Origin of the sequence: Pontibacter qinzhouensis, from assembly GCF_008017455.1 — a bacterium.
Taxonomy (GTDB): Bacteria; Bacteroidota; Bacteroidia; order Cytophagales; family Hymenobacteraceae; genus Pontibacter; species Pontibacter qinzhouensis.
Map to the genome: position 1 here is coordinate 1 of NZ_VRTY01000142.1, position 11,625 is coordinate 11,625.

Genomic DNA, 11,625 nt, shown 5'->3' on the forward strand with positions numbered 1-11,625 from the left:
TCTTTTGTTTTTGAAACAAAAGTAGAAAATGCTCATCCTGCCGGAAAGATGTACTTGGTCGGGCGGATACCACCAGGTAGCGGTGCAGCCTGCCGTTGCCATCTACAAAAGGGTGAATAAACACAAAGCCAAAGGCAATTTTAGCTGCCGCCAGCACCGGATGGAAATCCGTTTTTTCCAGGTAAGCTGCGGTTTCCAGCAAGCCCTCCATCAGGTGCTCCACATCCTGCCAGCGAGCCGAAACATGATCGGGTATCGGGTCGCCGGTGCTGCGGTCGTGTTCGCCTACAAAGCCGCCTTCGGTGCGGTAGCCCATCGCCACAAACCGGCTGTTCTCGATCACGATCTGCTGCAGGCGCAGGAGTTCAGCCTTGCTCAGCGTTTTACCTCCCGCCTGCCCGATGGCTCTGCCCCAGCGGGCGGCCCGGCTTTGGGTGGGGTTCTCACCTTCTATGCTGAAAGAGGCTTTGGAATCTTTCAATAGCAGAAAGGCCGATGTTCGCAGCAGGATGTCTTTGTGCACGCCCTTGAAAACGCTGTTTATTTTCTCATTAAGCCTCGCCGCTATGTAATTTTCGAGCTTTCCTGTTTTATGGATAAGCGGACAGAAGGCGATGCTGCCTGGCAGGTTGTTGAGAATCCGGTGCCTTCCGGACCGAATGCCGCCTGGTACGGCATACTGCAGCTTCTCATCGAGCAGCGGCACAAAGTTCGCTACCGTAAGATCTGGTATGGGCAGTTGCTCCTGCCGTAGCCACTCATACAGGAACCATATCCGGCGCATGTACTGCCCGGTGTACTCGGCCTGCACCATGTCCACGATCTGCTGTTGCGATAGCTTTTCGAAGAGCTTTTTAAAGAACAACAGGTTAATACCTTCATACTTCAGGGCAAAGGTAAGCTGAGCGCCTGGTGTTTCGGCTGGTGTATATCGTGGCCCGAAAACCAGCCAGCCTGCCTCGGTATATTTCCTGTTCTTTTTGCTGATCAGGGCCAGTTGCTGCGGTATGGGAACAGGTAAATTGTAATAGGCGATTAAGGCTCCATAACCTACCAATATGCCTTCTTCAGGAGCCTGTCGTCCCTGAAAAACCTGTATTCTCTGTGAAATTTGATTATTCTGCATCCACTGCCATGAAAAACGTATAAGTCAAAGATATAAAAATCAGGTTGAAATCATGAAAAACAAATAGAAAAGAATTGTTTTCAGAAAAAGCTTATAGACAAATCAGATTACCTCTCCGCTGGCTAGTGTTTATAGTTTTATCAAAATACCTGTTCTTTGAATAAATAGACTACTTAAGCTTTGCCAAACTAAAAATTAGAAATGAGGCATAAGGAGACATCCTTATGCGTTGGCCTCTCCATAAGCTAATTTGGAGGAGCATTGAGCACATGCCAGTAAAACATGTTGCATATACCCTTGGCAAGATTTTGCATAAAAACCTTCCGGAGGCCATTTTAATTAGAAGAATTGCTTCTTTATTCGTTACAATTAAGTTGTCTGCACCTAGTAATGGAACAGAATAAGGCTACAAGCGCGCGCCAGCAAGAAGCCAGCAGAGGCAACTGCCGGTTTATATTTTGATTACTATAGGCTGCCCATATCTACTTTACGTCCAACACTATTTTACCGGAAGCCTCGCCTTGTTCGCTGTAGCGGTGCGCTTCGGCAGCTTCCTGCAAGGGATACACCTTATCGATGATGACTTTCAGCTTACCTGCCTGCAACCATTCCCCGATCAGAAACAGATCCGGACCCTTGTCTGCTACAAGCAGGCTTTTGGCTTTTTTGTCGGAAAACACGGAGGTAGCAAAACCCAGAATATCTTTAGGGCTCGGAACGGTGGTAACAAACCGGCCGTTTTCGCGGAGGCTGCCTTTGCTACTGGCAAAGGTACTTTTAGCTACCGCATCAAAAATGAGATCGTACCGGTTCTTCTCCTCCGTAAAATCCTCCTTCTTATAATCAATGACTCTATCTGCTCCAACTTCTTTTACTAAATCGACATGGGCGGTACTGCAAACTCCTGTAACCTCGGTAGCACCTAATAATTTGGCCAACTGAACAGCAAATAAACCCACTGCGCTCGAAGCTCCGTTTACCAGTACATGCTCCCCCTGTGTCAGTTCCCCTTTGTCGCGCAGAGCCTGCAAAGCCGTAGGCGATACAAGCGGAACGGCGGCAGCCTCCAGGTAGCTAATGTTGTCCGGAATAAACTCAGCAACGGCTTCCGGTATTAGCGCAAATTCGGCATAGGCGCCTCCATCAATCGAATCGAGCATGCCAAATACTTTATCTCCTGTTTTGAAGCGGGTAACACCTTCTCCTGTTTCCACCACATCACCGGCTAAGTCTCTGCCAGGCACTACACCACCCGACAAGGCCGTGACCGGCGAGAGCAGCTTATTTTCCCGAAGTTTCCAGTCAACAGGGTTAACACTGGCGGCATGAACCCGTACCAGCAATTGCCCTTTCTTTACCTCCGGTTGTGGCCGATCGCCGTATTGCAGCACCTCGGCACCGCCATTTTTCTCATAGAAGATAGCTTTCATCTGTATTCGGTTTAGCTTTGTTATGTTCACAGAGGTACAAATGGAACACCAGCGGGTTAAATGAAAGATGGCTGCCTGTAAGGTAGGTGCTGAATTGAAAAGGCTTGCAGCTCGTACCTTGCCTTTATTTTATAAAACAAATTAACTTAACCTGATACTGCAGCAACTCACAAAGCAGGTACTAGGTCTGCTACTGCTCCTCCGCCTTAATGATAATAAAAGTTACGACCCCAAGAACCTGCAGGCGCATGCCTTCTGTAACTTCTATGGCAGGATAGGCAGCATTGGCAGGTTCCAGAAATAACCTGCCTTCTCTTTTACGGATAGTTTTTACCGTAAAGTTATTTTCGAGGTAGCAAACAGCAATACGACCATTCTCCGGTTCCAGCAGCCGATCTATAATCAGTATGGCACCATCTTTTATGTTAGCGTCCTCCATAGAATTTCCACGCACCTTCAGCATATAGGTATCTGCCGGGTTCTTCACCAGGAACTCATTCAGGTTTATCCGCTCATCCAGGTAATCATCTGCCAGAGATGGAAAACCAGCCGATATATTTGAGGCGTAGTAAGGCACCTTCAATACATCAAACGTTTCTAATTTGTACAATTCATGACCTTCAAACCGAAGCTTGTGTCTAATATGTTTTTGTTTCATAGCTTAACTTTTGCTAATATTTTTAGTATACAATAGTAGTAAATACTAATTATTTTAGCACATTTAAGTTTATAAGTCTTATTAACTCTAACTTGTCAGTACAATCTCAGCCCCTACCACTATGTTAGACAAATTTGTAAACGAGTTGCCCACAGGCAAAATGTATGAAGACCTGCTACAGCCAAGCTTTAAACATGTAGGAGAAGCTATAGAGCTATAGGAACGCTTTTCAGCATGGGAAACCTGCTCCTGTTACCTTTAAAGTTTCAGGAGCAGAAAGCGAGAATGAAGTTTGATGCGAACCTGAAGCGTTATGCTAAGAAACTACAAGCAAGTCAGGCAGAAGATATCTGCGAAGTGCCGCCTTATGTAGGCTTACCCATTTTGGAGAAGCTTACTTACTTAGACCAGCACGAGCTATCGGAGGCCTTTCTTAATTTACTTACAAAGGCATCCACAAAAGCGACTATTAACCTGGCACACCCTTCTTTTATTAGCACACTTAACAACATGTGTGCCGACGAAGCCAAAATCCTGTTTCAGTACAAGCACCAGGAAAGTATACCCCGAATAGACTTATACATTAAAAAACAGCAAGCCGCTGGTCAAGCCCCGATACTTACTTTAAATCCGGAGATAACGTTCCTGGAAGGAGAGCAAAACGTTAGGCCGGCACAGGAGGTGCACACCAAAGTTGCCTGGAACCTGACAGGGATAGAAGTCTTTGTAGAGCTGGATTTTCCTGAAAACATTGACGTATACATCGAGAACCTGGAGAAGCTTGGGATTATAGCCCTTGAAACAGAGGTACACCTGAAAAAGGACCTGGAAACATTTAAACAGCTGGAGCAAGATATCTACAAATCCAGCATCTTAGAAAGGCAGCAATGGGTAGAAGAGCTTAATAAGAAGCAACAGGATGTTCTTTATACACTGTATAATAAAAAAGGCTATTACTACTTTACAGAGTATGGCAAAATGTTCATGAAAGCCTGCATAAAAGACCTGGACGAAGTCAGGGAAAAAAGCTAATGTCCTGGTAAGGATACCAGAAGTGTCTCCTGCCGACCATAGCTTGCAGCTTGCTCTTGCTCTACATTTTCTTTAAAATAAATACTATGTAAGGTAGCACGGGTGGCAGAAATAAGACCAGGCTTGCAGTTCGTACCTCTTTACCTCTCTCCGCAGCAAAAGTATAGCTATATACCCCGTAATATGTTTTGCACTCAAATTATTCAAATAAAAACTGCCTCCAGAAAGTTTTTTGCCAGATTTCAGCCAAGGGTCTGCCCTACTCAGTTAAGTGCAGAATTTGCTTTTAGCCAAAGCAGGACTTCTATTGCGGGCGCAGAAAACGAATAGCCTCTTTAGCTATACAGGTTCTTTGAAAGGTGCTTAACATGAGAAGTAAACGATTAAAAATCCTCAAGGCTAGAGCAGGAAATAGTTGCCTCTATACCCTTCCCCCATTTCCTGACTGAACTCTACCTGATGACTACATCTTACTCACCTGAAAATATTTTCTGGAAGTTTTAAAATTCATATACTAACAAACAATAGTTTTCCTATATTTGAGAGCGCAATCGATTGCGCACCCTTCTGTTGCATCAATAATTTATTCAATAGTTATACATTTTTAAATTCAAAAGAATGAAGCAAATCTTTACTCTTCTCCTGTTGCTGGCGCCTATGGTTTCTTGGGCACAATCTGTTACTCTCGTCGAATCGGGTGGTTGGCTGGAATCGGCTTATGTGAAATGGCAACCTGTCGCCGATGTTGAAAAATACAATGTGTACTACAGCGGTGAGGGCATTACAGACCAGAAAATAGACGATCAGCTGATCAGAAGTTATGGTGCGTATTACCGTGCCGATGTACTGGGGCTGAAGGCCGGAACCTACACACTTAAAGTGGTACCCGTTGTATCCGGAACAGAGGGTGCCGCCACTACAACAGGCTACATATCGGTGCAGGCGCACGACCGTAGCGGCTTTGCTTTCAGCAATGGTCGCGTTCCGGGTGCCTACAAAGCCGATGGTACGGTTAAAAGCAATGCCGTGATCCTGTACATTACCGAGAACACCAAAAACACCATTTCGCTGGATGTAACCGGCGCCAATGCGAACCCTTGTGTAGGCTTACAGACAATTCTGGAGGGTTATAAAAAAGGAAAAGATGCGCGCCCGCTGATTATTCGACTGGTGGGGCAAATCACCGACCTGGCCTACATGGACAAAGGCGATATCGTGATAGAGAACAACCGGTTTGCCTCCAGCCACATTACCCTGGAGGGTGTAGGCGATGATGCCGTGGCCGATGGCTGGGGAATCAGGATAAAAAATGCGTCGAATGTGGAGATCCGTAACATCGGGTCTATGAACTGCAACAGCAACGAAGGCGATAACATTGGCCTGCAGCAGGACAACGACTACATCTGGGTGCACCACGTCGATTTCTTTTATGGCGATGCCGGAAGCGATGCAGACCAGGCCAAAGGAGACGGTGCCCTCGATGCCAAACGCTCTACCTATGTTACTTTCTCCTATAACCACTTCTGGGATGCAGGCAAATCGAACCTGGTGGGCCTGAGCGAAGGGACTAACCAGGGGCTTTACATCACATTCCATCATAACTGGTACGACCATTCCGATTCGCGCCACCCGCGTGTGCGCTACTACTCCGCCCACGTGTACAACAACTATTACGATGGCAACTCGAAATACGGCGTAGGCTCCACGCTGGGCTCCTCGGTGTTTGTAGAAGGCAACTACTTCCGAAACTGCAAATACCCGATGCTGACTTCTATGCAGGGTTCCGATGTATATGATGAAGGCAAACAGGCTAACGATTACTCAAACTCGCCTACCTTCTCTAAAGAAAACGGAGGCACCATTAAGGCATTCAACAACTACATGACCGGGCAGCGCCGCTTTGTGCCTTATGCTGCGGCAGGCTACCCCAACGCCACCCGCGATTTTGATGCCTACGTAGCCACCACCCGAAACGAAACAGTAGCCAATACTGTGGTTTCGGCCTACGGCTCCAACACCTACAACAACTTCGATACCAACGCCTCGGTTATGTATACCTACACCCCCGATAGTCCTGAAGAGGCCAGAGAAAAGGTGATGCAGTATGCTGGTCGGGTAAACGGGGGCGATTTTAAATGGACGTTTAATAACGCTGTTGATGATGCTTCTTCTGATGTGAATGCCCCCCTGAAAGCTGCCCTAGTAGCCTACAAAACAAAACTGGTGGCTGTGCAGGGCGATGGAGCACCAGCTACTGGCGGTGGAAATGATGATGGTGACGATAATGGCAACGATGCCGGAAACGCAGAGGCAATGGTCCACAATTTTACGTTAGCAGGTAAAACCAGCACCTTCTATACCATAACCGGTAACCTCTCAGATTCTAAAGGAACTGTAAGCTACAACGGCCTTACCTTAACGCAGTGCCTGAAAATAGAGTCGGCTACGAACGTTGCCTTTACCACTTCTGCAGCAGCAACTTTAACACTTGTATTTAACAACGATTTTAACGGCACCATAAAAGTAAACGGCACCGATCAAATGGTGAGTGCAGGTGTGCTGATCCTTACACTTCCGGCAGGCTCTCACCAGCTTACAAAAGGGTCGACTACCAACCTGTTTTACATGAGCCTGGCCTATAATGAGCAGGGAGCTCCTTTAAGCAGTGCGAACCCCGAAAAACTGACCATCGTGGCTTACCCGAATCCAGCAGAAAATAACGTAATCGTAACCTGGAAGAAAGACACAGCCTTTACGTTGTACAGTTCAACCGGAAAAATCCTGAAAACAGGTATCACGAACCAGCTCTTTGACCTTTCTGATTTATCATCCGGTTTATATTTTATCATGATATCGGGTGAAGAAGGCCAGAAATGGACCACCCGCCTGATGAAGCGATAGAGCAAAAACAAAAAAGCCGGTGCAAATGTAGTGTTTGCACCGGCTTTTTTGTTTTTGCTCTTTTAGAATTCAAACCCTTCCCGCAGATCTTTATCATCTGCGTAGCAAACCGGACTGCTGTTTTCTTTGCGGGCAGCCTTTTCCTTAACCAAGTCCTCGTAATTGGCGGGTGTGCTTAGTAAGATGCATTTAGGGTAAATAACCACGCCGCGTCTGACAATTTTGCTGTTCTGCTCTATTTCGTGGGCGTTCACACCTTCTGCACTATAAACATGCACTGTAAAAAAATGGAAGTTTGTTTTTTTGGCATAGCCTTCTGCCGTTATTCTACCGGTTATCGTGCGTTCTCCCAAAAAGTCTGACACCTCACCTTCCACATAAGGTGTATAAACCGATTCAGTCCAGGTAATTTTACAGCCAACAGTTAAATTCATTGCAGTTCCTCCCGCCAGATTAAACTTATTTACAGACGCTGCTAGTGGTTCCCCAAACGCTTACAGGAGCTGCGAGGTCTAGGCCGCCAATTTGTTCAATAATTAAAATAGGCACGAACAGGTAAGCCCTGAGTCGCTGGTGCTAATTAGTTTGCCGGTTTTTAAGCGATGGCGCATAAGATTAAATCTGGTGTCAAAAATTAAAAAATTCGTGTATCGTGCTACGCAAATTGTGCTACCCGACTACATACTTTCCTGATTTTAAAAATTTAATACGCAGTACCAAAACAGCACTGCCTCCTGCCCTACTCTGCGGGCGTTTGTGGTGGCTGCTGCCCTAACTGCTGGCCTGGCAGGTACACAGCCAGCAATGTTCCAAGCCTGGTGTTAAAGCCCATGATAGGCGATACCACCACTACCCGCTCCGTGTTTGCATAATCAACTAAGGCTGCTTCCGCTTTTAAGTAATCTTGCTTAAAATGATTGGCAAAAGCTTTCCCTGTAAAATTCTGGTCTGTGGAGCTGACAATAGTGCCTGTGGCATCGGCTACCAACACCAGATTAAAGTTCTTTTCCTGCACAAACTGAAACAGGTACTGGTCTACCTGCTCCTGGTTACCGGCCAGCATAGCGGTTCGAAGCGCCCAGGAAAATGGCTTTGTCATGACCTGAAGCAAATAGGTATTATTTTCAGTTATGCGTTGGTTAGCTCGATCTAGTACAGCCTGCTGATCTGCCTGGGCCTGCGCTTTTATGCCTTTCAGTTGAGATTCTTTGTAAAAGTACAGCACAAGTAAACATAGCAGCAACAGCATCGGAATAAATACAATGGGGCGCTTTAGTGCGCTGACAAGGCGGTTTTGTGGCAACCTTTGGCCAGCAGATGCAGGAGTAACAGGTGCAGGTCGGTCGGCAGGGTTGGGTGTGTTGTTCATAGGTATGGCACTACTTCATAAGGAAACGATGGTACAAGTACCGGTTTTATCGTGATATCCGGAAATTAGTTGAGTCTAATTTCAACTTTTCTGTCAAGTGGATTTTCGTTATCTGCTGCCTTTGCATTGCCCAGGTACTGGGTGCTGATACGCTCCTCCTGCACCCCTTGCCCCACCAGAAAATCGACAAGTGCCTGCACGCGTTTGCGACTTAGCGCCAGGTTATACGCTGGTTTTCCCGACTGTGATGAATACCCGGATAATTTCACTTCCGCTGCTGGATGTTGCTGTAACAAGTTCAGGATTAGGTTCAGGTCGGGCAGGCTGGCAGCAGGCACCTGGTATGTGTTTATTGGGTAAAAAACAGTAGTTGCTGCTTCCGCTGAGGGAGCAACCAGGTTCTTGTCTGCAGTGGCAACAGGTACTTTCTGCATCAGGGCCACCTCCTGCTCATACTCATTCAGGCGTAGCAACAGGTTTTGGTTAAACGCCACCTGCTGCTGCAGAAACTGCACTAAACCAGTATCTGCCACTGTAGAAGCACCCAGCACCTTGGCCAATTGGCTCTGCTGGGTAGCCTGCAAAGAATCGAGCCGGAGCTTTAACTGCCGGTTGTTTTCCTGCAGGTCACGCACCTGCTGGCTGTAGTCAGGCGACCGCCCGGCACCCACATTGGCGACAACAGGTACAGCTGCTCTTTGGTTGTCGGCTGGCCTATACACCACACGCTCCGGCCCCTCCGTCACGATTTGCTCTGTTCTGACAGGTTGTTCCGGTGCCACAGCTGCCTGTTGGCTACGCGCCTGTTGCCTGGCAACAGGCGCAACCTGACGGATAGAAGCTGCCGTAGTAGTGTCTGAAGCACGGCTTAAATTCGTGCGGCCAGCCTGCTGCGTTATAGCCGCCAATGAATCCTGCTGGCGTTTAGCCATAGTCTGCTCCCTGGCAGTTGTCTGTAGTACCTCCGCCTGGCTGCTGGTGGTATCGGGGGAATTCACGATCCTCTCCTCGGCGGGAGAAACCAGGGTGGCAGGTGGCGACACGGCTGCACGTTGTAGTTGTTGCTGCAGCAGGTAGGTAGAGTCAGTTCTGATCGGTAGCTGTATGCGCCTGGGCTCAAGGTGTAGCATGGCTTCGAGCATGTTCTGCCGTGGCTGGTCCTGCGCGGCTACTCCCTGCCTTGCCGTCACATCATTAGCATACAAGCTGCTCGCCCTGAAAGTCGATTTCCGGAAGCCGAAGCTATAGCCCAGTTTAATGCCTGTATGAACATAGGCGCTATTGCGGCTGTTTTGCTTCGGCAACGTTGTGGGCAGGTGCCTATCCTGAAGGTAAACTAGTTCGCTTTGCAGCGCTACCTGCCACCTCTCCGCTATGCGCAGCTTCACGCCAACGCCAAACGGCAAGGCAGGCACATAAGTAGCGTCTACGTGTTTAGCACCGCCATTGGCACTGTAAGCACCTAGACCATAGCCGATAAAGAAGTAGGGAGCAACCCTGGAGGAAGCATGCAAAAAATACCCGTTATCGGTATAATAGTAAGCTCGCAAGGCTGTGAGATGTGCGTTCGTTCTAAAACTCCTTTGTTGGCTGTTCCGCCCTAAAATTTGCCCATAGCCATAGCCTGCCGCCACGGAAAAGCCTTTGGCAAGGTTAAAGGAGAGTTCGGCCTGGTGAAACAGGTTATGATCAGGTTCATAATAGGCAGCGAAGCTATTGGCCTCATTTATATAAGCCGATACGCCGGTATAGCCACTTAGCTGCCACTTATACAAGTCTTGTTGAGCCTCTGCCGCCGTACCTAACAGCAACAGAAACAGCATAGTAGAGAAGGCATTTTTCATGATTAGCGATTTAAATCAACCCAAAAATTAAGTTCCAGGCTTAACCCGACAAATGGCCTGATGTAAATGCGGTCCATGCTGAAATCGGAAATGGAATTTGCGGCCTGGTCGCTTTGCAGTACTGTGGCACCGGCATTTAGTCTTACAAACGGCAATACCCTGTAGCCCAAAGCCAGGTATACCGGCCGCTTTACCACCGGCCCTGTCGCCACATTGTCGTCGCTAAACTCCAGGTTCTGCAGAAATACGCCAGCCGATATACTTGTTTTTGACCAGAAGGTAGAGGAAAAAACCGCCTTGCCAAATGGTATCGAAATACCGGCATAAGGTGCCGTAGCCGAACTGAAATTATCGAAGTTGCCGGAATAATACACGCCACCATAGCCTACGTTTAAGGCCACCACGTTTTTGGTTTTCTCGGTCGCATAATCTACTATTTTCTTGCTGTCGGTGAGGGTAAGCAGCTGGGCATTGGCATACTGCGCTACCTCCTGGGTCACCATCACCTTGAGGGCACTGATTTGCTCCTGGGCGTATTTTAGCCGGACAGTCTGGTTATCGTCTCCGGATGCGGCCAGTATATTGCGCCTGGCTTTGCGTAAGCGGAGGCTGTTGATCTGCACCAGTTTATCGAGTACCATATCGGAAAAGCCTGTAAACTCATAGTTAATCTGGTTGCGATACAGGGCAAGCCCCTGGTTAACAATCGCATTTAAATCGGAGCGCATGTTCTTGGGGTGCTTCCGTAGCTCAACCGTACTCCGGCTCACCACAAAAGACTGATCGATGTAAGCCTGTAAACCAGCAGAAAGTTGTTCCAGCAATTGCTCTTGCTGCTCCCTGGATGCCGGTGTATAATAATTCAATACGAAGGTATATTTTTCGTTTCCGCGCAAAGGGTAATTTATTGGCAAAGTAAATCTGGTCTCCGAATTTTGAGGGCGCTTTTTCCAGGTGTTGGTGTACAAGGGAGCTTTATCAGTAGCAGGCGTCCGGTAAATGGAAACCTCCACCATTCTCACACTGGCGGGTGACTCTCCGGTTAGCATCAGGTTGCTTTCGGCAGGCAATGGCTGGCCTTCGTTAAAATAGGTTCTGTCGTAGTTAAATACAACTGTTTCGTATTGCGCAACTATTGGAGTTGTGCAAAATAAAACAAGCAGAATAGCGTAAAGAAATTTCATATAAGTTTGATCATTAGTGTCCAAACGTTGCTTTTTAAAATCGCCGTAAGTTTCTGTATTTAAGATAGTTAAATACTGTTT

General features: G+C 47.4%; 9 protein-coding genes. 2 read left to right on the top strand and 7 right to left on the bottom strand.

Annotated elements, in window-relative coordinates; translation table 11 throughout:
- The 3 genes from FVR03_RS22405 to FVR03_RS22415 all read right to left on the bottom strand — a co-directional run.
- Positions 1-1,126: Fic family protein (locus tag FVR03_RS22405; RefSeq protein ID WP_147924017.1), on the bottom strand; the 1,126-nt coding region annotated here is incomplete at its 3' end.
- 482 nt (positions 1,127-1,608) lie between these two features.
- Positions 1,609-2,556 (bottom strand): NAD(P)-dependent alcohol dehydrogenase, encoded by a 948-nt coding sequence (locus tag FVR03_RS22410; protein ID WP_147924018.1) that lies wholly within the window; start codon positions 2,554-2,556, stop codon positions 1,609-1,611.
- A 190-nt stretch (positions 2,557-2,746) separates the two neighbouring features.
- On the bottom strand, positions 2,747-3,214 hold the full coding sequence (locus FVR03_RS22415; protein WP_147924019.1) for a LexA family protein: 468 nt from the start codon (positions 3,212-3,214) through the stop codon (positions 2,747-2,749).
- 234 nt (positions 3,215-3,448) lie between these two features.
- On the opposite strand from FVR03_RS22415, the gene FVR03_RS22420 reads away from it, so the two are divergent.
- A complete protein-coding gene (locus FVR03_RS22420; protein WP_147924020.1) occupies positions 3,449-4,246 on the top strand; it encodes a DUF4393 domain-containing protein in 798 nt (265 codons plus the stop codon).
- 618 nt (positions 4,247-4,864) lie between these two features.
- Entirely contained in the window at positions 4,865-7,147 is a 2,283-nt protein-coding gene (locus FVR03_RS22425; protein ID WP_147924021.1) for a pectate lyase family protein, read from the top strand.
- 62 nt (positions 7,148-7,209) lie between these two features.
- On the opposite strand, the gene FVR03_RS22430 is transcribed toward FVR03_RS22425, so the two are convergent.
- The 4 genes from FVR03_RS22430 to FVR03_RS22445 all read right to left on the bottom strand — a co-directional run bounded on the left by FVR03_RS22430 (position 7,210) and on the right by FVR03_RS22445 (position 11,544).
- Entirely contained in the window at positions 7,210-7,581 is a 372-nt protein-coding gene (locus tag FVR03_RS22430; protein ID WP_147924022.1) for a hypothetical protein, read from the bottom strand.
- Positions 7,582-7,886: 305 nt separating this feature from the next.
- Complete coding sequence (locus FVR03_RS22435; RefSeq protein WP_147924023.1) at positions 7,887-8,516, bottom strand: hypothetical protein; 630 nt, start codon at positions 8,514-8,516, stop codon at positions 7,887-7,889.
- Positions 8,517-8,581: 65 nt separating this feature from the next.
- Positions 8,582-10,360: an OmpA family protein gene (locus FVR03_RS22440; protein ID WP_147924024.1), complete on the bottom strand. Its 1,779-nt coding sequence runs from the start codon at positions 10,358-10,360 to the stop codon at positions 8,582-8,584.
- A gap of 2 nt (positions 10,361-10,362) precedes the next feature.
- Entirely contained in the window at positions 10,363-11,544 is a 1,182-nt protein-coding gene (locus tag FVR03_RS22445; protein WP_147924025.1) for a hypothetical protein, read from the bottom strand.
- Positions 11,545-11,625: the final 81 nt, after the last annotated feature.

Bases quoted from the DNA above. Each gene is read 5' to 3' on its own strand.
- FVR03_RS22410 (WP_147924018.1), bottom strand. From the start codon at position 2,556: ATGAAAGCTATCTTCTATGAGAAAAATGGCGGTGCCGAGGTGCTGCAA.
- FVR03_RS22415 (WP_147924019.1), bottom strand. From the start codon at position 3,214: ATGAAACAAAAACATATTAGACACAAGCTTCGGTTTGAAGGTCATGAA.
- FVR03_RS22420 (WP_147924020.1), top strand. From the start codon at position 3,449: ATGGGAAACCTGCTCCTGTTACCTTTAAAGTTTCAGGAGCAGAAAGCG.
- FVR03_RS22425 (WP_147924021.1), top strand. From the start codon at position 4,865: ATGAAGCAAATCTTTACTCTTCTCCTGTTGCTGGCGCCTATGGTTTCT.
- FVR03_RS22430 (WP_147924022.1), bottom strand. From the start codon at position 7,581: ATGAATTTAACTGTTGGCTGTAAAATTACCTGGACTGAATCGGTTTAT.
- FVR03_RS22435 (WP_147924023.1), bottom strand. From the start codon at position 8,516: ATGAACAACACACCCAACCCTGCCGACCGACCTGCACCTGTTACTCCT.
- FVR03_RS22440 (WP_147924024.1), bottom strand. From the start codon at position 10,360: ATGAAAAATGCCTTCTCTACTATGCTGTTTCTGTTGCTGTTAGGTACG.
- FVR03_RS22445 (WP_147924025.1), bottom strand. From the start codon at position 11,544: ATGAAATTTCTTTACGCTATTCTGCTTGTTTTATTTTGCACAACTCCA.